Below are 24562 nucleotides of genomic sequence, written 5' to 3' on the forward strand. Positions count from 1 at the left end.
CTGGCACGATGAGGAGTGTGAACAGCGTGCATCTGATCCTCGGTGATGACGAATTCCTTGCCGAACGCGCGACGTCCGCGGTGATAGCCGAAGTCCGTGCGACGGTCGACAACCCCGAGGACATCCCGATCACGCGGCTGCGGGCCGGTGATGCGACGGCTCCGGAACTGGCTGAGCTGCTGAGTCCTTCGCTGTTTGCCGAAGACCGGATCATCATCCTGGATGCTGCCGGTGAGGCCGGGAAAGAGCCGGCGAAACTGGTCACCGAGGTGGGTGAGAATCCGCCGGACGGTGTCACGCTCGTCGTCTGCCATTCCGGTGGTGGGCGCGCGAAGTCGATGGTTCCGGCGCTGCGCAAAGCCGGGGCTGAGATCCATGAATGTGCCAAGTTGCCGCCGTGGGAGATGGGCACGTTCGTGCGCAGCGAGTTCCTGCGGCTCGGTGTGAAGGCCAACCGCAACGTGGTCGACAAACTCGTCGAGTCGGTCCGTGCCAACCTGCGCGATCTGGCGGCGGCGTGTGCACAGCTGGTCGCCGACACCGGCGGCAAGGTCACCGTCGAATCCATCACGCGGTACTACTCGGGTCGTCCGGAGATCAAGGGCTTCGACGTCGCAGACCTTGCTGTCGGCGGAGATCGGGCCGGAGCACTGGAGGCCTTGCAGTGGGCGCACCATCACGGCGTTGCGCACGTGCTCGTGGCCGATGCACTCGGTGAATCCATCCACGGGATCGCGCGGGTGTACGGGATGGGTAAATCCAATCCGAATGCCATCGCCTCGGAGTTGGGGATGACGCAGGGCCGGGCCAAGCGTGTCCAGGCGCAGGCAATCGGATGGGATGCGCCGTCGATCGCGCGTGCAATGTCAGTGATCGCCACACTGAACGGCGATGTGAAAGGTCAGGCTGCCGACGCCGATTTCAGTCTGCAACGGGCCGTGGCGCAGATCGCTGATCTGCGACCGTCGCCGCGTCGCTAGCGCGTCCTCCCCAACGCAGCCCCACGCCAAAACCCTCCATGCCAGAGCCGCTCCACCCGCGGCCCTGAATGGCAGGACATCTGATATGCAACTTCCGGATACAACAAACACCCCGACGACTGCGTGGGAGCCGTCAGGGTGATCGCGTCTAGCTTGAAGTTATGGGGCCCGGTTAAGGGCGGGGCACATCAGAGCTTGTTCAGTGCCAATGCCATAGCCGACTTCTTGTTGGCGGCCTGGTTCGTGTGGATGACGCCCTTGGTGGCAGCCTTGTCCAGCTTCTTGCCGGTGGCAACCAGGAGTTCGGAAGCCTTGTCCTTCTCGCCGGACGCAACGGCCTCGCGGAATGAACGGATCGCGGTACGCAAGGCCGACTTGGTCGACTGGTTACGCAGTCGTGCAGCTTCGTTGGTCTTGTTCCGCTTGATCTGAGACTTGATGTTTGCCACGCGTGTATTTTCCTTAGCTCAAAGATGGTCGTTTCGGTGTCAGCACCAGCGAGCCACGTTACCAGCCGGGTCACTGTGACCCAAATTGTCCACCGGGCCGCCAAAAGTGACGCAGCCAATACCGCGCCGTGCTCAGCCGATATGGATCACTTACGGCACCATATGTCAGATGACGGCGGCAACAGCAGCAGGTTCGAAGCGTGCGGGAGCATCTCGGGGAAACGGAGCCAAGCCAACGGCGGGGGACACTCCAACAGTCAAGAAGAAGGCCGCGAAGGTGGCGGGCACAACCACGGCGCGTGACAAGGCGCCTGCGAAGAAATCCGCCTCCGGCACGACGACAAAGTCGGCAAACGACGCGGCCGGGATCTTCGACGGATATGAGGCAGGCCCATACAGCGCGGCCTTCGACGAGATGTTCGACGGCTATGACAGCACCGAGGTCCGTGGCGCTTACAAGGGCATTCACAAGGCGCTCGGCAGCTATGACGGCGCTGATCTGGAGGCCCGGGTCGACGCGCTCGGCAGGGCATTCATCGACCAGGGCATCACGTTCTCGCACTCGGGTCAGGAACGTCCCTTCCCACTCGACGTTGTTCCCAGGGTCATCTCCGCCGGTGAGTGGGCAAAGCTCGAGCGCGGCATCACGCAACGCGTGAAGGCACTGGAGATGTTCCTCGACGACATCTACGGCGACCAGGTCATCCTGCGCGACGGGGTGGTGCCGAAAAGGCTCATCACCTCCTGCGAGCACTTTCATCGCCAGGCCATGGGCATCCGCCCACCCAACGGGGTGCGGATCCATGTGGCCGGCATCGATCTGATCCGCGACGAGCACGGTGACTTCCGTGTGCTCGAGGACAACCTGCGGTCACCGTCGGGTGTGTCATATGTGATGGAGAACCGGCGCACGATGGCACGGGTCTTCCCGGACCTGTTCGCGTCCCATCGAGTGCGCGCGGTCGGCGACTATTCGTCGCACCTGCTGCGGGCCCTGCGGGCATCGGCGGCGTTCAATGAGGCCGATCCGAATGTTGTGGTCCTGACCCCGGGTGTGGCCAACTCGGCCTACTTCGAGCACTCGTTGCTCGCTCGCCAGATGGGTGTCGAGCTCGTCGAAGGACGAGACCTGTTCTGCCGCGACAACGTTGTCTACATGCGCACCACCGAAGGTGAGCAGCGGGTGGATGTCATCTATCGCCGCATCGACGACGACTTCCTCGACCCCATGCAGTTCCGCCCCGATTCGATGCTCGGTGTGGCCGGGTTGTTGAACGCTGCGCGGGCAGGCAACGTCGTCATCTCCAGCGCAGTCGGCAACGGAGTGGGTGACGACAAGCTGACCTACACCTACGTGCCGGAGATCATCGAGTATTACCTGGGCGAGAAGCCGAGCCTGGGCAACGTCGACACATTGCGTTGCTGGCTCGAAGACGAGTGCGAAGAGGTCCTCGACCGGATCGACGAACTCGTGGTCAAACCTGTCGAAGGATCGGGTGGTTACGGGATCGTGTTCGGACCGGATGCCACAGCGGATGAGCTGAATGTGTTGGCCCGCAAGGTGCGTCAGGATCCGCGTGGCTGGATCGCGCAGCCGGTTGTTCAGCTCTCGACCGTGCCGACCAAGATCGGGGGACAGTTGGCGCCCAGGCATGTGGATCTGCGTCCGTTCGCGGTGAACGACGGCGAATCGGTATGGGTGCTGCCCGGTGGGCTGACCCGGGTCGCCTTGCCGGAGGGCTCGCTGGTGGTCAACTCCAGCCAGGGCGGCGGGTCGAAAGACACCTGGGTGCTCGCCTCACGTACCTCTGCCGAAGAGCGTGAACTCGCAGGCGACGAATTGGTCAGCCGCTCGGGGATCGCCGCGCAGAGCACACCCACCGAACAGGGTCCGGATATCGCGTCGCAGCAAGAACAACAGCAACAGCAACAGCAACAGCAACAGCAGCAACATCAGCAGCAGGCGCAGCGATCGGGTGGTGACCGCCGATGATGCTCGCTCGAAATGCCGAGTCGCTCTACTGGATCGGTCGCTATGTCGAACGCGCTGATGACATCGCCCGAATCCTTGACGTGGCGGTACATCAGCTTCTCGAGGACACCACCGTCGACCCCGATGCCCGTTGTCGGCTGGTGCTGGAGGTCCTCGGTATGGAGTTGCCTCCGAAAAACGAGCCGCTGGACGCGTGGTCGCTGACCGAGCGGGTCGCGTACTCGAAGACGCTGCCCGGTTCGATCGTCGACAGTGTCGGGCATGCTCGTGAGAATGCCCGGGGTGCAAGGGAAGTCACTTCCAGTGAGATGTGGGAATGTCTCAACACCACGTACAACGGACTCGGTGATGCCGAGCGGGTCGCACGGAAACTGGGCCCGTATGAGTTCCTCTCGTATGTGAAGAACCGGGCCGCGATGTTCGCCGGTCTGGCCGACGCCACCCTGAGTCACGACGACGGATATCGCTACCTGCTGCTCGGACGTTCGGTGGAGCGGGTCGACATGACCGTGCGAATGCTGTTGTCGCGAGCCGGGGATCGCTCGGGTTCACCGGCGTGGGTCACCGTATTACGTTCTGCGGGTGCACATGACACGTATCTGCGGACCTACCGCGGTGCCCTCGACGCGACCCGGGTTGTCGAGTTCATGTTGCTCGACCGACTGTTCCCGCGATCGGTGTTCCACGCCATCAGTCTCGCGGAGCAGCAGTTGCTCGAACTCGACAATCGTCCCAGCCGCGTCGGGGCCCGCGCCGAGGCGCAACGACTCCTGGGCCGTGCGCGGAGCGGACTGGAGTTCATGCAGCCGGGAATCTTGTTGCAGGACCTGCAACCTCGACTGGTGGAACTGCAAGAGACCTGCCGGGAAGTGAGTGAGGCCGTGACGGCGCAGTACTTCCACGTGTCGCCCTACGTCGCGTGGGCCGGGGTTTCGGCCAGCGATTCTGTTGATCGCTTCATCGAGGAGAGTGAACTGTGAGCTGGCGCCTGCGGGTTGTGCATTCGACGGGTTTTGCCTACAACGCCCCGGTCACGTCGTCGTACAACGAGGCTCGGCTCACGCCTCGAAGCGATACTCGCCAGAACGTGATCATCAACCGCGTCGAGACCATTCCGGCCACTCGTTCCTACCGCTACACCGACTACTGGGGTACCGCGGTGACGGCGTTCGATCTGCATGCCCCGCACGAGGAGTTGGAGGTCTCGGGGATGTCGGTGGTCGAGACCGAACCCGACGAAATGCCCAGTGAGGAAGAGCAACTCGGCTGGGACGACCTGCACTCGTACAGCGTTGTCGACCGGTATGACGAGGTGCTCAGCAATACCGGCTATGTGCCGGCCAGTCGTCAGTTGGCGCAGGTCGCAAAGCGTTTGACCAAGGGGATGACCCCACAGGAAGCGGTCCTCGCGGTCTGCCAGTGGGTCAACGCGGAGATGGAGTATGTGCCGGGGACCACCGGCGTGCACACCTCGGCCGTCGACGCCTGGAAGGAAAAGAAGGGCGTCTGCCAGGACTACGCGCATTTGTGCCTGGTGATGCTGCGCAGCTTGGGTATTCCGTCGCGCTACGTGTCCGGGTACCTGCATCCGAACCGGAAGGCGACCATCAACCGGACCGTCGAAGGCCAGTCTCACGCGTGGATCGAATCCTGGACCGGCCGATGGTGGGGCTACGACCCGACCAACGACGTGACGATCACCGAGCGACACGTGTCGGTGGGTGTCGGCCGCGACTACTCCGACGTGACACCGCTCAAGGGCATCTACACCGGGGCCGGCGCCAAGGACCTCGAAGTGAAGGTCGAGATCACCCGGTTGGCCTGACCAACCGATAGGCCCTGAAAACTGTCATATGGCGGGGGTCCGGGGGCATATAGCCCTCGGCGCCTGCCTATTTCACAGTTTTCAGGGCCGTTTGTCGTCAGGTTCGCTGTCAGTGCCAGCCGTATCTGCTGCGCAGGACCGCGGCCACCTGATCGAACTGCGCGCGCGGCACGATGGCGCCTTCGCGGCGTATCCCGTTCTCGGCTATGTCGAGGACTCGGTCGAGCCGGATGAAGCTTTCCCGGTTCTCCCTGTCCCACGACCCGGTGCCGATACTGATCCAGTCCCGGTCGTCGCGACGATGTTGCTGGCTCGAGAGCATCAGCCCGAGCAAGGTGTTGTCGTCGCGGCCGACGACCAACACGGGGCGGTCCTTGCCCTGCGTGGGATCGTCTTCGAATTCGACCCACGTCCAGACGATTTCGCCGGGATCGGCGTTGCCGTCGGCCTCGGGGGAGTACTCGAGTTTCCGGGCGCGCGCTCCGGTGGGACGGGTGGGAGTCGGTCCGGATCTGGTGCCGGGCCTTGTCGCTGACTTCGGCGCAGGCGAGGGCTTCTTGCCCGACGACTTGGTCAGTTCACGCAACAGCCTCGGGCCGTGTTGCCGGACCAGCGACATCGCCAGTCGGCTGAATTTTCCTGCCATCGACTCAGCCTATTGGCCGCCGGCGATCGCAAAGAACTCGAATATCGCATCGGCGGCGAGCCGGGGTGCGCCCGAGCGGTCCGGCTTGAGGTCGTGCCCGACCTTTGGAAGGTCGATGAGCCGGGTGGGAGCCGGGACCAGATCGAGCGCGGTGGTGAGCTCGTCGGTGGTGGCAAAGGGGTCGCTGGAGCCGTGGACCACCAGGACCGGCCGAGTGATCGATGGCAGGTGTTCGGTGCGCAGTCGCTCGGGTTTGCCCGGCGGATGCAGGGGATAGGACGTCAGCACCAGCCCGTCGGCGACGGAAGGGTCGTCGGCAACGACCATCGAGGCCTGTCGTCCGCCGTAGGAATGGCCGCCGACGAGTAGCGGTCCGGTCGATTCGCTTCGAAACGCGGCACACGCGGCAACGATCCCGGCTCGGTCGGCCGCAGCCCCGGACGGACTCGGTGGACCCTTGGGTCGCTTCTGCCGGTAAGGAAGGTCGATCCGGGCCACCGCGACATCACGCTCGCAGAGCAGTTCTGCCATCGCGCGCAGCATCGGAGAATTGTGGTTCCCACCGGCGCCGTGCGCGAGAACCACCACCGCGAGCGCGGTGCCAGAGGGGCGGTGCAGGGCCCCGACCACACCGTCGGAATCCCAGTCGATGACAGTCATGAACTCACGCTAGCCGCTGCGTAGCGCACCGAATGCCGACACCGCGGCCCGGCCATGAGAAACTGGAGGTCACGCGCGGCGCCAAGACGCCGGGGCGAGCTCGACCAGCATCACCCGCGTCACCCAAGGAGTGAGTTCAATTCCCAGGCTTTCCGACACCACGTTCACTGATCCGGCCAAGATCAGGAACTTCTGCATCATCGCGCACATCGACCACGGCAAGTCGACGCTTGCTGACCGGATGTTGCAGGTCACCGGAGTTGTCGACGGCCGCGATATGCGCGCGCAGTACCTCGACCGGATGGACATCGAGCGGGAACGCGGCATCACCATCAAGGCGCAGAACGTGCGGCTGCCGTGGAACGTCGACGGCACCGACTATGTGATGCACCTGATCGACACCCCCGGTCACGTCGACTTCACCTATGAGGTGTCGCGGGCGCTGGAGGCGTGCGAAGGTGCGGTGCTGTTGGTGGATGCGGCCCAGGGCATCGAGGCGCAGACGCTTGCCAACCTGTACCTGGCGCTCGACAAAGACCTGACCATCATCCCGGTGCTCAACAAGATCGACCTGCCTGCCGCCGACCCCGACCGGTACGCCGCGGAGATCGCGCACATCATCGGCTGTGAGCCCGACGATGTGCTGCGGGTCTCGGGCAAGACCGGTGTCGGTGTCACCGAGTTGCTCGACGAGGTTGTGAAGCTGATCCCGGCGCCGGTCGGTGACCCGGATGCCCCGGCCCGCGCGATGATCTTCGACTCCGTCTACGACACCTATCGCGGTGTGGTGACCTACGTACGTGTGGTCGACGGGAGGGTCGTTCCCCGCGAGAAGATCAAGATGATGTCCACCGGGACCACCCACGAGCTGCTCGAGGTCGGCATCGTCTCGCCTGACCCGAAACCCTCGAAGGGTCTTGGCGTCGGTGAGGTCGGCTACCTCATCACCGGTGTGAAAGATGTCCGTCAGTCGAAGGTCGGTGACACGATCACCTTGGCGCGCAACGGTGCGACCGAGCCGCTCACCGGCTATCGCGAACCGCGACCGATGGTCTACTCGGGGCTCTATCCGGTGGACGGGTCGGACTATCCGGTCCTGCGTGAAGCACTGGACAAACTGCAGCTCAACGATGCCGCTTTGGCCTACGAGCCGGAGACCTCGGTGGCACTGGGCTTCGGATTCCGCTGCGGCTTCCTGGGGCTCCTCCACATGGAGATCAGCCGTGAGCGCCTCGAGCGCGAGTTCGGCCTCAACCTGATCTCCACCGCGCCCAACGTGGTCTACCGCGTCGAGATGGAAGATGGCACCGAGCACGTCGTCACCAACCCGTCCGACTGGCCAGATGGCAAGGCCCGCAACATCTACGAGCCGGTCGTGAAAACCACGATCATCTCGCCCAGTGAGTTCGTCGGTTCGATCATGGAGCTGTGCCAGTCACGGCGCGGTGAGCTCGGCGGTATGGACTATCTGTCGGAGACCCGGGTCGAACTCCGTTACACGCTGCCGATGGCGGAGATCATCTTCGACTTCTTCGATTTGCTCAAGTCGCGGACCCGCGGCTACGCCAGTCTTGATTACGAGGAGTCCGGCGAGCAGATCTCGCAGCTGGTCAAGGTCGACATCTTGTTGCAGGGTGAGGCGGTCGACGCGTTCAGTGCGATTGTCCACAAGGACGGCGCCATGGCCTACGCCACCAAGATGACGACCAAGCTCAAAGAGCTGATCCCGCGTCAGCAGTTCGAGGTGCCGATCCAGGCCGCCATCGGGTCGAAGATCATTGCCCGCGAGAACATTCGGGCCATCCGCAAGGACGTGCTCGCCAAGTGCTACGGCGGTGACATCAGTCGTAAACGCAAGCTCCTCGAGAAGCAAAAAGAGGGCAAGAAGCGGATGAAGACGATCGGTCGCGTCGAGGTTCCGCAGGAGGCGTTCGTGGCGGCGCTGTCATCGGATGACCCGAGCGACAAGAAGGGCAAGTAGCAGGAGACTTCGGGCGCGCGACACTACGATCGGTCCATGGCATCCAACCCTGTCCTGATTCCCAGTGTGCACCTGCACGGCTTGCCCGACTTCCCATCGATCAGCGACGACGATTTTCTGCCTGCTTTCGATGAGGCGATGGCCGAGCATCTGCGTGAGGTCGAGAAGATCGCCGGGCAGAAGGCCGAGCCGACGTTCGCCAACACGGTGGAAGCGCTCGAACGCAGTGGTCAGGCGTTGGCCAGGGCGGCGGGGATCTTCTACAACCTCACCGGTGCCGATACCAATCCCAAGCGCAATGCGATCTCCACGGAGCTCGCGCCGAAGCTGACGGCCCACGCCAACACCATCGCGCTCAACCCCGGATTGTTCGCGCGGATCAACCAGCTGTTCGAGACCCGGAAGAGTCTCGATCTGGACGAACCGTCGATGCGGTTGCTCGAGAAACGCCATCGGGAGGCGATCAGGGCAGGCGCCGGACTCGACGTCGACCAGCAGCCGCGGATGCGCGAGATCTCGGAGCGTCTGGCCACCCTGACCACAGAGTTCGGGCAACGTGTCCTCGAGGGCAGCAACGAGGCCGCGGTCTTCGTCGACACCGAGGACAAACTTGCGGGTCTGTCCGATGGGCAGATCGCGGCGGCTCGTCGGGCAGCGAAGGACGCAGGCAATCCGTCGGGCTACCTGCTCGCCATCGAGTTGCCGACGAGCCAGTCGACGGTTGCCTCACTTGAGGATTCGGAAACCCGGCGCCGGGTGTTCGAGGCCTCGGTGACGCGCGGCACCCTTGGCGGGCCCAACGACACCCGCGACCTCGTCCTCGAAATCGTCAGGTTGCGCGCCGAACGCGCACGGATGCTCGGCTACCGAGATCATGCCGAGTTCGTGATCGCAGAGGAGACCGCGCCCAGCCCGGAGGCGGTCGAAGACCTGTTGTCCGACCTGGTGGCATCGGCCATGCGGGCCGGTGGACGTGAGTTGACCGAGCTGTCCGCCGAGCACGGTACGGAGATCGGTGCGGCCGACCTCACCTACCTGTTGGCCAAGGCCGATCAGCAGAAGTCCGCGGTACCGCTGGACACGTTCTCCGACTACCTCGAACTCGACGCGGTCCTGACCAAAGGCGTGTTCTATGCGGCCGGTCAGCTCTACGGACTTTCGTTCCGGGAGCTGACGAATCTGCCCGTCTACCATCCCGATGTACGCGTCTGGGAGGTACTCGACCGGGCGAACACGTCGGTCGGATTGTTCCTCGGCGACTTCTACGCCCGGCCCAGCAAACGCGGCGGGGCGTGGATGAACAACTTTGTCGACCAGAGCTACCTGCTCGACAAGCGTCCGGTGGTGGTCAATGTCCTCAACCTCACCAAACCTGAAGAGGGACAACCATGTCTGCTGACGATGGATCAGCTGACAACGTTGTTCCACGAGTTCGGCCATGCCCTGCACGGGCTGCTGTCGGCGGTCAGGTACCCGTCGCAGTCGGGGACGTCGGTGCCAAGGGACTTCGTCGAGTTCCCATCGCAGGTCAACGAGATGTGGGCCCTGCACCCGAAGGTGCTCGACAACTACGCGACGCACCACAAGACCGGTGCGCCGATTCCACCCGAGCTGGCGGATGCGGCCCGCGCCGATGCCGACGTCGAATCAGTGCACGGCACAATCGAATACCTGGCCGCCGCTGTCTTGGACATGGCCTGGCATCGGGTCACCATCGACGATGAGATCACCGATGTGGAGACCTTCGAGAAGGCCGCATTGGTGAAGGCCGGTGCGTCGTCCGACCTGATCCCGCCGCGGTACCGCAGCTCGTACTTCAACCACATCTTCGGTGGCGGCTACTCGGCCGGGTATTACTCCTACATCTGGTCCGAGGTCCTCGACGCCGAGACCGAGCAGTGGTTCCTCGACGGCGGTGGACTCTCCGCGGAACGCGGTGCCGGCTTCGTGGCAACCACGTTGTCCCGTGGCGACAGCACCGATCCGATCACGGCGCACCAAGAACTCCTGGGCCGTCCCGCCGAGATCGACCCGCTCCTGCGTCGCCGGGGACTCCTCCCGACCTGACCCCGACCACCCAAACGCTCCACAATTACGAAGACGCTCCACAAATATGTGGAGCGTCTTCGTATAACCGGAGCGTTTGGGTTGGGTCCAGGTCAGTTGGCGGGGATGAAGGTGTTGTGGCCCTGGGCTTCTTCGGCCCGGATCACGTGCATCACGGCATTGATCAATGCAAGGTGGGTGAAGGCCTGCGGGAAGTTCCCGAGGTGGCGGCCGGTGTGTGGCTCGATCTCCTCGGCGTAGAGCTTGAGCGGGCTGGCGTAGTTCAGCAGTCGCTCGCAGAGGGACTTCGCGCGCGGCAGCTCGCCGATCTCCACGAGCGCCGACACCAACCAGAACGAACAGATCGTGAATGAACCCTCTTCGCCGGACAAGCCGTCGTCGGTCTCTTCGACGCGGTAGCGGAGCACCAGTCCGTCCTCGCTCAGCTCGTCCGCGATCGCGAGCACCGTATTGCGCACGCGGGGATCGTCAGACGGGAGGAACCGCAGCAGTGGCACCAGCAGCAGCGACGCGTCGAGTGCATCGTCGCCGTAGCGCTGGGTGAAGATCCCGCGATCGTTCACGCCGAATTCGAGAATGTCGGCCTTGATGTCGTCGGCGATCTCATTCCACGTATTCGCATAGGACGTCTCACCGTGGATGGCCGCGAGTTTGGCCCCGCGGTCCAGGGCGATCCAGCACATGACCTTGGACGAGGTGAAATGCTGTGGCTCGCCGCGTACTTCCCAGATGCCGCGGTCGGGTTTGCGCCAGTGTTTGACCGCCTCTTCGACCTGAGCTTTCAGGACCGGCCACAACGTCTCGGACACCGTTTCGGTGGCCTTGGTGTTGAGGTAGACCGAGTCGAGCATGGTGCCCCAGATGTCGTGCTGGCTCTGGTTGTAGGCGCCGTTGCCGATGCGGACGGGCCGGGCCCCGTCGTAGCCGGAGAGATGATTGAGTTCGGCTTCTTCCAGCGTGCGTTCACCGCCGACGCCGTACATCACCTGCAACGGATGATGCTCACCGTTGGTGGCGCCGGAGACGTCGGCGATGAACGAGAAGAAATCGCTGGCCTCGCGGTCCAGGCCCAGGGTGTACAGACCCCACAGGGCGAAGGTCGAGTCGCGCACCCACGCATAGCGGTAGTCCCAGTTGCGTTCACCCTGAGGTGTTTCCGGCAACGAGGTGGTGGCCGCCGCCAACAGTGCGCCGGTGGGTGAATAGGTCAGTCCCTTGAGGGTCAGAGCGCTGCGCTGCAGGTAGTTCCGCCACGGATGGTCCGGGAAGGTGCCGATGTTGATCCATTGCCGCCAGCTCTCGGACGTCTCCCACATCATCTGGGCGGCCTCCTCCCAGTCCTGCGGAGGTGGCTGACTGCCCCAGCTCATGGCGACGAAGTGGTTGTCGCCTTCCACCATGCGGGTACGTGCGCGGGCTTCGCGTCCCTCGAGTCCGAGTTTGAGACTGGTGGTCAATTTCAATGACTGCACATCGCCGGATGCGACACCGGTCGCGGTGGCTATCGCCTCGCTGTACGCCGGGCCTGCGTACTCCCACTTGGTGCCGCCGCGGTGATAGTCGAAGGCGGGTTCGCAGCTCATCGCCAACTCCACCGTGCCGTTCACGCAACGGACCGTGCGGAGCAGGACGTGCTTGGCGTCCCAGTCGGTGGGGGTGCGCCGGTGTGTACGCGATCGGGCCTCGTTGTCGTGCCAGGGACCCATCACCAGTGCATCGCGGACGATGAGCCAGCCGGTGTCGGTCTGCCAGGTGGTCTCGACCATCAAGCTGCCGGGCAGGTAGCGGCGGTCGACCGGGACGTTCACACCGTAGGGCGCCAGTCTGAAATGGCCCGCGCTGCGGTCGAGGACGGCGCCGAACACACTGGGGGAGTCCGGGCGGGGGACACACATCCATTCCACCGAACCGTTGCGGGCGATCAGGCAGTTGCATTCGCAGTCCGACAGGAATGCGTAGTCGCCGATCGGAGGGAACGCATTCTGCGGCATCCCGGGGGACGCGCTGGGTGCGGGTGAGCTCAGGGCGGAATGCGTGGTTTTGCCGGTCGTGCCCGTCGGACCGGGCGTGCCGGTGGCGGTGAGGCCAGAGATGCTGCTGTCCTCGGATGTGGTTGTCATGGATCCATCATGGTGGCGGCCGTACTCCACTGCCACCGGTGCAGGGATTTCGGTCGGAGCAGGGTGTGGCCGGCCCAGGACCCCTGGTGATGGTGCCCGTGGACTTTTAATCACGGTGATCAAAAAGGGAGGGGATAGGGTGGTCCGGTGGATTCATTGACCCGATGGTGGGATGGCGTCGAAGAGTGGCTGACGTCGTTGTCGTTTGTGCCGCAGATACTCGTCTGCGCGGCGATCGTCATCCCGCTTGCCGTTGGCATCGCTGTGTTGATGAATATGCTGGTAGATGCATCGTTTCGGCTCTTTGACCGTCGCGATTCCGCTGACGTCGAAGGAGGGGAACGGTAATGCCGCGCTCGAAGGTGACAATTGCGTTGATCGCTCTGGTTGTTTTGGTTGTCGTCGCCTGGTTCTTTTTGCGCTGAGTTGTCGTGACCGGTCCCCGCGGTGGTCGAGTTCACATGCCGATTTCTGGTGCTAGTGTTCCGCCTATGTCTGCAGCCAGTGGTTACCGCGTGCGCCATACGTTGGCGCTTTTCGCGGTCGACTATCGCTGTGTTTTCGACGCTCTCTGTCGTTGAACGCCGTCTTGTTCGGGCGCTGAGCCCACCGACTCGTTCTTCCATCACCTTCTGACCGTGAAACAAGGGGACACAACTATGCTTTTCCGATTCTCGCGCCATGCGCGGCCACGGGGGCGAAAGCGTTGGACAGACCTGTCCGTCGCCGGGTCGCTCACCGTGCTTGTCGTATCGGCGCTGGTGTTGTCGGGCTGCGGGGGCGGCTCGACAGACGAACCCGGAGGCCAGGACATCTCCAGTGGTTCGCGGCATCTGAATCTCTATGCCTACGCGGTGCCGAAGATCGGTTTCGACGCGATCATCCCGGCGTTCCGCGATACACCGGAAGGCGAGGACATCGGTTTCTCGGCCTCCTACGGAGCCTCGGGAGACCAGTCGCGCAAGGTCGCCCGCCGGGTGCCGGCCGACGTGGTCAACTTCTCGGTCGCACCCGACATCACCCGGCTGGTGAAAGCCGGTGTGGTGGACAAGGATTGGGCGGATTTGTACCCCAACGGGAGCACCCCGTTCGGCTCGGTCGTTGCGCTGGTGGTCCGTGAGGGCAACCCCAAGAACATTCAGACCTGGGACGACCTGCTCAAGCCGGGCGTCCAGGTGGTCACACCGAACCCGGGCAGCTCGGGTTCGGCCAAATGGAACCTGCTGGCACCGTTCGCCGCGAAGAGCAAGGGTGGCGTCGATGAGCAGGCCGGCCTCGACTACGTCGCGGAACTCGTTCGCGATCACACCCGGATCCAGCCGAAGTCCGGACGTGAGGCCACCACGGCCTTCGAACAGGGCCAGGGCGATGTGCTGATCAGCTATGAGAACGAAGCGATCTTCCTCAAGAACCAGAACGCGACGTCCGAGCCCAGTCAGCGGGTCGACTACGTGATCCCGTCGGAGACCTTCAAGATCGAGAACCCGGTCGCGGTGGTGAACTTCAGTGAGGAGAAGGAAGCGGCCAACGCGTTCGTCAAATACTTGTTCACCCCTGCGGCGCAACGGATCTGGGCAGAGAACGGATTCCGTCCGGTTGATGAGACGGTGATCGAGGAGACAAAATCCCTGTTCCCGGGCGACATCGCCAAACTCTGGACGATCAAGGAATTGGGCGCTGTACTCGGTGAAGGGACCGCCGCCAAGAACGACGGCAAAGACCTCAAAGGTTGGTCCGCAGTGGACAAGGCGCTGTTCGGCACATCAGGTGCCATCACCGAGATCTACAACGCCGGAGGCAAGGTATGACCAGCACTGAAGTATCAGCAGTGAAGCCGCCCCCCGCCAGACCAACCAAGCGCACCTGGGGCAGCGTGGGCCCACTGAGCGTCGGCGTTGCGATGCTGTGGCTCACCGTGATCGTGCTCCTGCCGCTCGCCGCGATCACCAGCGAGGCGTTCGACGACGGGTGGAGTGGTTTCTGGGACGCCTCCACCGCCGAAGGTGCCATCGACACCCTCAAGATCACGGTTCTGGTCTCGCTGGTCGTCGCCCTGATCAACGTGGTGATGGGCACGATCATCGCCTGGGTGCTGGTCCGTGACGAGTTCCCGGGCAAGCGATTCGTCAACGCCCTGATCGATCTACCGTTCGCGCTGCCGACGATCGTTGCCAGCCTCGTGCTGCTGTCGCTCTATGGCCCGAACAGCCCGATCGACATCGAACTCAATGCCACCAAGCCCGCGCTGGTCGTGGCCCTGGCCTTCGTGACGCTCCCGTTCGTGGTGCGTCAGGTGCAGCCGGTTCTGATCGAGATCGACAAAGAGGTCGAGGAGGCCGCCGCATCTCTGGGGGCCAACAACTGGGTGATCTGGTGGAGGATCATCTTCCCGGCGTTGGCCCCGGCAGTCCTGTCCGGTGCCGGTCTGGCTTTCACCCGCGCCATCGGTGAGTTCGGATCCGTCGTGCTGATCGGCGGCAACATCCCGGGCGATACGCAGGTTGCCTCCCAGTACATTCAGCAGCAGATCGAGATCGACTCACCCGTCGACGCTGCGACCGTCTCCGTGATGCTGCTTCTCATCGCCTTTGTGGTGCTACTGGTACTACGCGTTGCGGGTCGCCGGACCTCACGCCGTGAGGAGCTGAACTCATGAAACTGTCTGCCTTTCCGCGCATCTCGTTGCGCATCATCGCGCTTGTCTACTTGTTCGTTCTGTTGGTGGTCCCGGTGGGGCTCATCTTCTGGCGGTCCTTTGAACACGGCCTCGGTCAGTTCTGGGACTGGATCACCACCCCGGCCGCGATCTCGGCGCTCCAATTGAGTTTGCTGATCGTCGCAATTGTGGTGCCGCTCAATGTGATCTTCGGAGTGTTCACCGCGCTCGCCCTGGTACGCGGTCGATTCCGCGGACGCGGGGTGATGGAAGCGATCGTCGACCTACCGTTTGCCGTCTCACCGATTGTTGTCGGTGTGGCCCTGATCCTGTTGTGGGGCTACGGCGGTTGGTTCGGTGGCCTGGAGAGTCTGGGATTCCGGGTGATCTTCGGGCTGCCGGGCATGGTGCTCGCAACGCTGTTTGTGACGCTGCCCTTTGTGGTCCGCGAGGTCGAACCGGTTCTACGCGAGATCGGAACCGAGCAAGAAGAGGCTGCGGCAACACTTGGTGCCACCGGATGGCAGACGTTCTGGCGGATCACCCTGCCTGCCATCAGGTGGGGCCTGTCCTACGGCATCGTGTTGACCATTGCCCGCGCACTCGGTGAGTACGGCGCCGTCATCATGGTGTCGTCCAACCTGCCCGGTGTTTCGCAGACGCTGACATTGCTGGTGTCGTCGCGGTACACCGACGACTACAACGAGTACGGCGCATATGCCGCCGCGACTCTGTTGATGATCATCGCAATCATCGTGCTGCTGCTGATGACCCTGGTCGGGCGGAGAACCGAAACCAATCAAATACCCCGCCGCCGCGCAAGCAAAGAGACCGATGCGGCCGCCGCCTCGGCGCCCACCAGCCCGATAGCCCAGGAGAGTGAACTGGTATGACCATCTCGGTAATTGACGCGAACAAGCGCTACGGAGACTTCGCCGCGCTCGACAACGTATCGATCGACATCCCGGTCGGCTCGCTGACCGCACTGCTCGGACCGTCGGGGTCGGGAAAGTCGACACTCCTGCGGGCGATCGCCGGTCTCGACCAGCTCGACTCCGGAACCGTGCTCATCAACGGAGACGACGTCACCCGGGTCTCGCCGCAGAACCGCGACATCGGGTTCGTGTTCCAGCACTACGCCGCGTTCAAGCACATGACGGTGCGGGACAACGTCGCGTTCGGGTTGAAGATCCGCAAGCGCCCGAAGCCCGAGATCAAGAAGAAGGTCGACGAGCTGCTCGAGGTTGTCGGGCTGGCGGGTTTCCAAACCCGTTACCCGGCCCAGCTTTCCGGCGGTCAGCGTCAGCGGATGGCGTTGGCCCGGGCACTTGCCGTCGATCCGAAGGTGCTGCTGCTCGACGAGCCCTTCGGTGCTCTCGACGCCAAGGTCCGCGAAGACCTGCGGGCGTGGCTCCGTCGTCTGCACGACGAGGTGCACGTGACCACCGTCCTGGTGACCCACGACCAGCAGGAAGCGCTCGACGTCGCCGATCGGATCGCGGTGCTCAACAAGGGGCGCATCGAGCAGATCGGCACACCGGCGGATCTCTACGACCGCCCGGAGAATCAGTTCGTGATGTCCTTCCTCGGCTCGGTTGCCAAGCTCAACGGAGTTCTGGTGCGGCCCCACGACATTCGGGTCGGTCGCACACCTGATCTGGCGTTGGGGACGGCCGACAAGGCCGCTGCGGAGACGGGTGTCCTCAAGGCCCGGGTCAAGCGCGTTGTGTACCTGGGCTTCGAGGTTCGGGTGGAGTTCGAGAACCTCGCCACGCACGAGGACTTCCACGCTCAGATCACCCGCGGCGACGCGGCGGCACTGGGTCTGAACGAGGGCGACGAGGTATACGTGCGGGCCACCCACGTCCCTGAGGCTGCGCTCGCCTGATCCCGTACCCCCGCAAACGCTCCACCTGTACGAAGACGCTCTACAAATATGTGGAGCATCTTCGTATTTCCGGAGCGTGTGCGGGTCAGGCGGCCGCGAGGCATTGGTCAGGTGGATTGTAGGAACTCGGTGATGAGTTCGGCGGTGCGTTCGGGTTGATCGAGCATGATCAGGACGTAGGCGTCATCGATCTCGACGAGTCGTCCCTGGGGGAGCAGATCGACCAATCGGCGGCCGTGATCTCGCGGCATCACCTTGGTCTCCGGTGCCCACAGCACCAAGGCGGGACCGGTGAACTGACGCAACTTCTCGGTGTTGGCGATCAGAGCGGCTTTGCCGTAGTCGGTTCCGCGGCCATAGGTGAGTACGTCGCGGCGGACACCGGCCGAGGCGAGGCCGGGATCGGTCCACGCAGTGATGATGTCGTCGGGGATCGGCTTCTTGGCCATCAGTCCCAGCACCATCGGGGTTCGGCGGAGTATTCGGCTGCGGAACTGAAGAAGCGCGAACTTGATTCCTCCCGGTACCGAAGCCGCGAGGACGGCCATCTTTCCCGGGAATCCGGGAGGGAAGTTGTCGAATGCTTCGGCGGGGCAGATCACCAGACGGCTCACCCGTTGTCCGGTCTGCAGTTCGGGTAAGAACAGTGGTCCGCCCCAGTCGCTGACCACCACCGTCGCGTCTTGGAGATCGAGCGCGGACAGGAAGTCGGACAGGATGGCGACCATCCCGTGCATCTTGAGGTCTGCCTCGGGGTTCATCGGAATGCGATGGCCGCCCAGCGGCAAAACGGGCAGTAGATATCGAAATGTGTTGGGTAGCAGTGGTAATACCAGGTCCCACTGGTGGTCGTTCATGAGCAGGCCGTGGATGAACACCACCGGCGGCCCGTGTGGATCGCCGGCCTCCCGGTATTCGATGGTGCCGGCGGTCAGTTCGACGTTCTCCATCAGAATCTCCTAGAGCGTTCGTTCTAGACGGCTATCCGCAAGTCTGCGTGCGCGAGGTTTGCCGTCTGCTGCCCGCAGACTAGAGCGACTGTTCTAGTATGGGACCAAGGAGGTTCAGATGGCAAGGGGTACTCGCGAGTCGATCTTGACGGCGGCGATCGAACTCATGCGCGTCCACGGGTACGCGGCGCTGAGCATGAAGCAGATCGTGGCGGCGTCGGGTGCTCCGATCGGATCGATCTACCATCACTTCCCAGAGGGCAAGGCGCAGATCGCGAGGGAAGCGCTGATCAATGCCGGGGTCGCCTACGCTGCGGTCATACCCATGGTGATGGCCGACCAATCGGATTTGGGCGCCGGGATCAGGGCGGCATTTACCCAGGCCGCCGACGACATGGAACTGACCGGGTACGCGAATATGTGCCCGGTGTCGACCGTCGCCGGAGAGGTCGCCAACGCCAACGAATCACTGCGGATGGCTGCGGCCTCGGTCTTCGGAGATTGGATCACGCTCGGGCGCATGTACTTTCAGGGCCGTGGGCTGGACGAAGATCTCGCCGAAGAGGTCGTCACCGCGATCATCTGCTCGCTCGAGGGTGCGTTCGTGATGGCACGAACCCTCCGCAGCAGGGCGCCGTTGCTGGCCGCCGGCCGAGCCCTGGCCGGGACGTACGACGGGATCCCGCTCTTGCCCGTGCCATCTGACGCCCGAACGCTCCACTAATCCAAGGATGCTCCACAAATATGTGGAGCGTCTTCGTATATGTGGAGCGTTTGCGGGAGGGGAGGGGTGGGGTGCGGTGTCAGGCCGGGACGCGGAGAGTGGTGGGGAGTGCGGCGAGGTAGCGGTCGCAGACGACGTCGATGAGGGCCGGGTGCGCTCCGAGTGGTCCGGCGATGTGGGCGCCGGGGGACAGGTTGTCGACGGCATTGTCGAACCGTTCGGTGAGCAACCCTGCCGACAGGAAATATGGGCTGATGACGATGCGACGGGCACCCTCGCCCCGCAGTCGGGCGATGGCTGTGCGCAGGTTGCAGTTGTCCTCGCCCAAGCGGGTGGCGAACACGACCTGCACCGTCGGCGTACCGATTTCGAGTGCCAGCTCGGTGGCCCGGCGCCGGACGGCGTCGTCGGCCGCGGTGTCGCTGGATCCCACTGCGGTCATCAGGACACCGTCGGTGGGTCGCAGGCCGACCTGATCAAGTCGCTCCGTCAACGCCGTGATGATCCGGGGGTCAGCGCCCAGAGTCGGCAACTGGCGGACCGTCAGTGTCGGGTTGGCGGCGCACGCCTGATCAACCAGCGCGGGCAGGTCGATCTTGCTGTGGAATGCCTCCGACAGCAGCAGCGGTGCCAGCAAGACCTCGCCGCGACAGCCGGCCAGAACCTGCGACACCGTGGGGGTGTTCAGGTCGAGGTAGGCCAACCGGACATCCACGTTGCGCAGGCGTGCGCGGACGGCCGCGGTGATCCGCTCCACAGTGGCCGCGAACCGAGGATCGCGGCTACCGTGGGCAGCAAGAACCAGTGTTGTCACACAAGCTCTTTCAGGTGCAACGCCGACAGGGCGTCACCCACCAGGCCGGCGCCGAGAGTGTTGCCGCCCTGCGGATCGATCAGCAGGAAGCTACCGGTCTCGCGGTTGGTGTTGTAGTCGTCGGCGCTGACCGGCTGTGCGGTCTGCACCGAGATGCGACCGATCTGGTTCAGCTCCAGCGAATCCGGTGACTCACGCAAGACCAGTTCCTGCTCGTCGAAGAGCACTTCGAGTCCGCCGACGATGGCCTGGGTGGTGCGAGCCCCGTGCTTCAGCAGGAGGCGGGCGCCGGGACGCAACGGTTTGTCGCCCAGCCAGCAGACCGTTGCGCTGAACTGTGAGATCGGTTCGGGCGCATCGGCAACGGCGGCGATGACATCGCCGCGGGATACATCGACGTCCTCGGCGAGGATGAGGGTGATGCTGCGGCCGGTGTGTGCCGATTCGAGCGAACCGTCCGCCGTGTCGATTCGTTCGACCGTGGTGCGGGTGCCGGACGGCAGGATCACCACCTCGTCACCGACGGTCACGCGACCGGCGGCGACCTGACCGGCGTAGCCGCGGTAGTCCGGGTACTCCGCTGTGCGCGGCCGGATCACGTACTGGACCGGGAACCGGAATCCGACCGGTTTGCGATCCTCGCTGGCAGGTACCGATTCCAGGTGCTCGATCAGCGTGGGGCCGTTGTAGTACGGCGTCTTGTCCGACCGGATGGCCACGTTGTCACCGTGCAGTGCGGACACCGGGATGGACACGACGCGTTCGGCGCTCCAGCCGAGCGACGTTGTCATATCGGTGAATTCGGTGCGGATCTCGTTGAAGACTTTTTCGGGGTCGTCGACGAGATCGATCTTGTTGACCGCCAACACCAATCGGGGCACACCGAGCAGTGCCATCACCGCGGCGTGGCGACGGGTCTGCGAGATGACACCCTTGCGGGCATCGACGAGCAGGATCACCAGTCCGGCGGTGGAGGCGCCGGAGACGGTGTTGCGGGTGTACTGGACGTGCCCGGGGGTGTCGGCCAGAACAAACGACCGGGTCGGGGTGGCGAAGTAGCGGTAGGCGACATCGATGGTGATGCCCTGCTCGCGCTCGGCGCGCAGACCGTCGACCAGCAGTGACAGGTCGGGCTGGTCGAGACCGCGGTCCACCGACGCCCGGGTGACGGCGTCGATCTGGTCGGCCAGAACCGATTTGGTGTCGTAGAGCAACCGGCCAACCAGGGTGGACTTACCGTCGTCGACGCTGCCGGCTGTGGCCAGTCGGAGCAGATCAGTAGCGTGATTCATCAGAAGTAGCCTTCTCGTTTGCGGTCTTCCATGGCGGCTTCGGACACTCGGTCGTCGCCGCGGGTGGCACCGCGTTCGGTGAGTCGGGAAGCGGCGACCTCGGCCAGCACGGCTTCGTTGTCGGTGGCGTCGGACAGAACCGCGCCGGTGGTGGAGCCATCGCCCACGGTCCGGTAACGAACCGAAAGGGTCTGCAGCTCTTCGCCTTCGGCCGGACCGCCCCAGACGCCCGGGGTCATCCACATACCGTCGCGTGAATAGACCTCACGCTGATGGGCGTAGTAGATCGACGGGAGGAGTACCTGCTCGCGGGCGATGTACCGCCAGACGTCGAGTTCGGTCCAGTTGGACAGCGGGAACACCCGGACGTGCTCACCCGGTGCGTGCTTGCCGTTGTAGAGGTTCCACAACTCGGGGCGCTGACGCTTCGGGTCCCACTGGCCGAATGCGTTGCGGAGCGAGAAGATCCGCTCCTTGGCGCGAGAGCGCTCCTCGTCGCGGCGGGCGCCACCGAAGACCGCGTCGAAACGGTTCTCGGTGATGCCGTCGAGCAGCGGCACGGTCTGCAGCGGGTTGCGGATTCCGTCGGGCCGCTCGGTGAGCCGACCGTCGGCGAGGTAGTCCTCGACCTTTGCGACGTGCAGACGCAGGTTGTGGCGGGCCACCACGTCGTCGCGGAACGCCAAGACCTCGGGCAGGTTGTGCCCGGTGTCGACGTGCAGCAGCGAGAACGGCAGCGGCGCAGGCCAGAAAGCCTTCAGCGCAACGTGCAACAGGACCGTGGAATCCTTGCCTCCGGAGAAGAGGATCACCGGACGCTCGAACTCTCCGGCGACCTCACGGAAGATGTGGATCGCCTCGGACTCGAGGGCGTCGAGAGTTGTGAACTCGTCGGCGGTTTCGACGGGCAGGGAGTCGCCCGAGAGGGCGTTGGTGCTCTGTTCGATGGTCATGAGGCGTGCAACCCGCATTCTGTTTTGGCCAGACCGGCCCAGCGGCCGCTTCGTGGATCGGCACCGGCAATCGGCTTGCTGGTGCAGGGCGCGCATCCGATGGATGGATAGCCCTCGTCGACAAGGGGATTGACGAGTACGCCGTTGGTGTCGATGTAGTCCTGGAACTGCTCGTCGGTCCAGGCGGCGAGCGGATTGATCTTCACCAGACCGAAGGCGTCGTCGAACGAGATCAGTGGGGCATCGGCCCGGGTGGGGGATTCGACCCGGCGGATTCCGCTGACCCAGGCCCGGTAACCCGACAGTTCGCGCTTCAGGGGCACGACCTTGCGTAGTCGGCAGCATTCACCGGGGTTGGAGGCGAACAGGTTTACACCGATAGTCGCATCCTGCTCGGCCACGCTCTGCTCGGCTTTGGCGTTGACGATCTCGACGCCATAGACCTGCTCGACCGCGTCGCGGGTACCGATGGTCTCGGCGAAGTGGTAACCGGTGTCGAGGAAGAGCACTTTGAGCTTGTCGCCACCGAGTTGTTCGGAACTGATCGCATTCGTGGCGACATCGATCAGGACCGCGTCCTGCATGTTCGAGGCGACCAGGAAGTCGCTGCCGAATGTGTCTGCGGTCCACCGGAACAGATCCTGCGCGGACGCGTCCGGTCCCAACTGCGCGGCGCCGGCCTGTGCCAGCTCACGCAATTCCGCTTCATTGCGAACTGCGGTACTCATCGCAAATCCTCCTCATCGGCGCGAATCGCCCACTGGGCGAAGCGTTCCCCTTCATTGCGTTCCTTGACGAAATTGCGGACAACCCGCTCCATGTAGTCACCGATATCGGTCGAGAGCACCTTGTGCTGGCGCAGCTTTCGGCCGAATGCGGAATCCTGCCCGAGGCTGCCACCGAGGTGGACCTGGAAACCCTCGACCGTATTGCCTGCGTCGTCTTCGACGAGCATCCCCTTGAAGCCGATGTCGGCGATCTGGGCACGGGCGCAGGAGTTGGGGCAGCCGTTGATGTTGACCGTGATCGGCACGTCGAGCTGATCGTTGATATCGGCCAGGCGCTCTTCGAGTTCGGGAACCAAGATCTGCGAACGCTTGCGGGTCTCGGTGAACGAGAGCTTGCAGAACTCGATGCCCGAGCAGGCCATCAGGTTGCGACGCCACGGTGACGGGCGGGCCTCGAGACCGTGCTGCGAGACCTCTGCGATGAGCTGCTCGACCTTGTCGTCCGGGACGTCGAGGACGACGAGCTTCTGGTACGGCGTGAACCGGATGCGATCGGATCCGGCCCGCTCGGCGGCATCGGCCACGGCGGTCAGCTTGGTACCGGAGACGCGGCCTGCGATGGCGGCGAAGCCAACCGAGTTCAGGCCGTTCTTGAGCCGCTGCACGCCGATGTGATCGCGCGGGGCGGTCAGCGGTGTGGGGGCCGGTCCGTCGATCAGCTTGCGGCCCAGGTACTCGTCTTCGAGGACCTGACGGAACTTCTCGATGCCCCAGTCCTTGATCAGGAACTTCAGGCGGGCCTTGGTGCGCAGCCGGCGGTAGCCGTAGTCGCGGAAGACCGAGACGACGCCTTCCCAGACATCGGGGACCTCATCGAGCGGGATCCAGGCACCGACCCGCTGCGCGAGCATCGGGTTGGTCGAGAGGCCGCCGCCGACCCAGAGGTCGAGTCCGGGGCCGTGCTCGGGATGGTTGACGCCGATGAACGCGACGTCGTTGATCTCGTGGGCGACGTCCTGCAGGCCGGAGATCGCGGTCTTGAACTTGCGGGGCAGGTTCGAGTATTTCGGATCACCGATGTAGCGGCGGACGATCTCGTCGATCGCGGGAGTGGGGTCGAGGACCTCATCGAGCGCCTCACCGGCGAGCGGGGATCCCAGGATGATGCGGGGGCAGTCGCCGCAGGCTTCGGTGGTCTTGAGTCCGACGGCTTCGAGGCGGCTGAAGATCTCCGGGACGTTGCGGATGTCGATCCAGTGGTACTGGACGTTCTCGCGGTCGGAGAGATCGGCGGTGTCGCGGCCGAACTCGGTGGACAATTGACCGACGGTGCGCAGCTGCTCGGTGGTCAGCGCACCGCCGTCGCACCGCACGCGAAGCATGAAGTGCTTGGCTTCGAGGATGTCGATGTTGTCGTCACCGGTCCAGGTGCCGTCGTAGCCCTCGGCGCGCTGGGTGTACAGCCCCCACCAGCGCATCCGGCCGCGCAGATCCTGCTTGTCGATGGAGTCGAAACCCTGCTTGGAGTAGATGTTCTCGATCCGGGCCCGAACGTTGAGCGGGTTGTCGTCTTTCTTGACCTGCTCGTTGGGGTTCTGCGGTTCGCGGTAGCCGAGCGCCCACTGACCTTCCGCCCGGCGTTTGGTGGGACGCGCGCGGCGCTGCGGCGGCTTTCCGGGGGCGTCGGTCGTCGACGTCATGATGCTCCTGTCTGACGGATCCATCCAGGGCAGCGCTGGGCATGTGCCGATGGCACCCGAATGATCCTGCGAAATGAAGTGAGGGGGAGGCCGTGAGTGCACGTATGAGAACCCGGTGCGATCCCGGGCTGCGGGA

At 63.9% G+C, this 24562-nt stretch carries 22 protein-coding genes; 12 read left to right on the plus strand and 10 right to left on the minus strand.

All coding sequences use genetic code 11. The features are described from left to right. Window positions 1–8 precede the first annotated feature (8 nt). Window positions 9–980: a DNA polymerase III subunit delta gene (gene holA / locus AC1D75_RS11565; protein WP_495515348.1), complete on the plus strand. Its 972-nt coding sequence runs from the start codon at window positions 9–11 to the stop codon at window positions 978–980. Window positions 981–1168: 188 nt separating this feature from the next. Here holA and rpsT read toward each other — a convergent pair whose 3' ends face one another. Continuing rightward, on the minus strand, window positions 1169–1429 hold the full coding sequence (gene rpsT, locus AC1D75_RS11570) for a 30S ribosomal protein S20 (protein WP_495515349.1): 261 nt from the start codon (window positions 1427–1429) through the stop codon (window positions 1169–1171). Between the two features lie 169 nt (window positions 1430–1598). Between rpsT and AC1D75_RS11575 the strand changes: the two genes are divergently transcribed. The 3 genes from AC1D75_RS11575 to AC1D75_RS11585 are packed head-to-tail and all read left to right on the plus strand — an operon-like array spanning window position 1599 to window position 5247. After that, window positions 1599–3422, plus strand: coding sequence for a circularly permuted type 2 ATP-grasp protein (locus AC1D75_RS11575; protein WP_495515350.1), 1824 nt, complete (start codon window positions 1599–1601; stop codon window positions 3420–3422). After that, the gene (locus AC1D75_RS11580) at window positions 3422–4402 is read left to right on the plus strand and encodes an alpha-E domain-containing protein (protein WP_495516055.1); all 981 of its coding nucleotides are present in this window, start codon (window positions 3422–3424) and stop codon (window positions 4400–4402) included. The genes AC1D75_RS11575 and AC1D75_RS11580 overlap by 1 nt, the downstream gene beginning before the upstream one ends. Continuing rightward, the gene (locus AC1D75_RS11585) at window positions 4399–5247 is read left to right on the plus strand and encodes a transglutaminase family protein (RefSeq protein WP_495515351.1); all 849 of its coding nucleotides are present in this window, start codon (window positions 4399–4401) and stop codon (window positions 5245–5247) included. The genes AC1D75_RS11580 and AC1D75_RS11585 overlap by 4 nt, the downstream gene beginning before the upstream one ends. Window positions 5248–5356: 109 nt before the next feature. On the opposite strand, the gene AC1D75_RS11590 is transcribed toward AC1D75_RS11585, so the two are convergent. Further along, window positions 5357–5893, minus strand: coding sequence for a type II toxin-antitoxin system PemK/MazF family toxin (locus AC1D75_RS11590; RefSeq protein WP_495515352.1), 537 nt, complete (start codon window positions 5891–5893; stop codon window positions 5357–5359). Window positions 5894–5902: 9 nt separating this feature from the next. After that, window positions 5903–6553, minus strand: coding sequence for an alpha/beta hydrolase family protein (locus AC1D75_RS11595; protein ID WP_495515353.1), 651 nt, complete (start codon window positions 6551–6553; stop codon window positions 5903–5905). A gap of 130 nt (window positions 6554–6683) precedes the next feature. Here AC1D75_RS11595 and lepA point away from each other — a divergent pair, with 130 nt between their 5' ends. Together lepA and AC1D75_RS11605 are read left to right on the plus strand one after the other, a co-directional pair. Continuing rightward, entirely contained in the window at window positions 6684–8534 is a 1851-nt protein-coding gene (gene lepA, locus AC1D75_RS11600) for a translation elongation factor 4 (RefSeq protein WP_495515354.1), read from the plus strand. A 36-nt stretch (window positions 8535–8570) separates the two neighbouring features. Next, window positions 8571–10601: a M3 family metallopeptidase gene (locus AC1D75_RS11605; protein ID WP_495515355.1), complete on the plus strand. Its 2031-nt coding sequence runs from the start codon at window positions 8571–8573 to the stop codon at window positions 10599–10601. 92 nt (window positions 10602–10693) lie between these two features. Here AC1D75_RS11605 and AC1D75_RS11610 read toward each other — a convergent pair whose 3' ends face one another. Beyond that, entirely contained in the window at window positions 10694–12721 is a 2028-nt protein-coding gene (locus tag AC1D75_RS11610; RefSeq protein WP_495515356.1) for a glycoside hydrolase family 15 protein, read from the minus strand. 147 nt (window positions 12722–12868) lie between these two features. Here AC1D75_RS11610 and AC1D75_RS11615 point away from each other — a divergent pair, with 147 nt between their 5' ends. The 5 genes from AC1D75_RS11615 (at window position 12869) to AC1D75_RS11635 (ending at window position 17265) form a co-directional block, all read left to right on the plus strand. Then, window positions 12869–13069, plus strand: a complete 201-nt coding sequence (locus tag AC1D75_RS11615) for a hypothetical protein (RefSeq protein WP_495515357.1) — start codon at window positions 12869–12871, stop codon at window positions 13067–13069. 311 nt (window positions 13070–13380) lie between these two features. Next, the gene (locus AC1D75_RS11620; protein WP_495515358.1) at window positions 13381–14529 is read left to right on the plus strand and encodes a sulfate ABC transporter substrate-binding protein; all 1149 of its coding nucleotides are present in this window, start codon (window positions 13381–13383) and stop codon (window positions 14527–14529) included. Then, window positions 14526–15377 (plus strand): sulfate ABC transporter permease subunit CysT, encoded by an 852-nt coding sequence (gene cysT / locus AC1D75_RS11625; RefSeq protein WP_495515359.1) that lies wholly within the window; start codon window positions 14526–14528, stop codon window positions 15375–15377. Before AC1D75_RS11620 ends, cysT begins: the two co-directional genes overlap by 4 nt. Beyond that, on the plus strand, window positions 15374–16270 hold the full coding sequence (cysW, locus tag AC1D75_RS11630; protein ID WP_495515360.1) for a sulfate ABC transporter permease subunit CysW: 897 nt from the start codon (window positions 15374–15376) through the stop codon (window positions 16268–16270). Before cysT ends, cysW begins: the two co-directional genes overlap by 4 nt. Beyond that, on the plus strand, window positions 16267–17265 hold the full coding sequence (locus AC1D75_RS11635; protein ID WP_495515361.1) for a sulfate/molybdate ABC transporter ATP-binding protein: 999 nt from the start codon (window positions 16267–16269) through the stop codon (window positions 17263–17265). Before cysW ends, AC1D75_RS11635 begins: the two co-directional genes overlap by 4 nt. Window positions 17266–17372: 107 nt before the next feature. On the opposite strand, the gene AC1D75_RS11640 is transcribed toward AC1D75_RS11635, so the two are convergent. Further along, complete coding sequence (locus AC1D75_RS11640; protein ID WP_495515362.1) at window positions 17373–18215, minus strand: alpha/beta fold hydrolase; 843 nt, start codon at window positions 18213–18215, stop codon at window positions 17373–17375. Between the two features lie 118 nt (window positions 18216–18333). Between AC1D75_RS11640 and AC1D75_RS11645 the strand changes: the two genes are divergently transcribed. Next, window positions 18334–18939: a TetR/AcrR family transcriptional regulator gene (locus tag AC1D75_RS11645; protein WP_495515363.1), complete on the plus strand. Its 606-nt coding sequence runs from the start codon at window positions 18334–18336 to the stop codon at window positions 18937–18939. Window positions 18940–19018: 79 nt separating this feature from the next. Here the strand turns inward: AC1D75_RS11645 and AC1D75_RS11650 are convergent, their stop codons facing one another. Genes AC1D75_RS11650 through AC1D75_RS11670 form a run of 5 tightly spaced genes read right to left on the minus strand, consistent with a single transcriptional unit; the run spans window position 19019 to window position 24426 of the window. Then, window positions 19019–19753: a sirohydrochlorin chelatase gene (locus AC1D75_RS11650; RefSeq protein WP_495515364.1), complete on the minus strand. Its 735-nt coding sequence runs from the start codon at window positions 19751–19753 to the stop codon at window positions 19019–19021. Continuing rightward, a complete protein-coding gene (locus AC1D75_RS11655; RefSeq protein ID WP_495515365.1) occupies window positions 19750–21045 on the minus strand; it encodes a sulfate adenylyltransferase subunit 1 in 1296 nt (431 codons plus the stop codon). Before AC1D75_RS11655 ends, AC1D75_RS11650 begins: the two co-directional genes overlap by 4 nt. Next, window positions 21045–21998: a sulfate adenylyltransferase subunit CysD gene (gene cysD / locus AC1D75_RS11660; RefSeq protein WP_495515366.1), complete on the minus strand. Its 954-nt coding sequence runs from the start codon at window positions 21996–21998 to the stop codon at window positions 21045–21047. The genes AC1D75_RS11655 and cysD overlap by 1 nt, the downstream gene beginning before the upstream one ends. Next, window positions 21995–22726 carry a phosphoadenylyl-sulfate reductase gene (locus tag AC1D75_RS11665; protein WP_495515367.1) on the minus strand — a complete coding sequence of 244 codons (732 nt, stop codon included), beginning with the start codon at window positions 22724–22726 and terminating at the stop codon, window positions 21995–21997. The genes cysD and AC1D75_RS11665 overlap by 4 nt, the downstream gene beginning before the upstream one ends. Next, window positions 22723–24426, minus strand: a complete 1704-nt coding sequence (locus AC1D75_RS11670) for a nitrite/sulfite reductase (protein ID WP_495515368.1) — start codon at window positions 24424–24426, stop codon at window positions 22723–22725. Before AC1D75_RS11670 ends, AC1D75_RS11665 begins: the two co-directional genes overlap by 4 nt. Window positions 24427–24562 lie beyond the last annotated feature (136 nt).

The sequence above is a fragment of the Williamsia sp. Y712 genome (assembly GCF_059445525.1).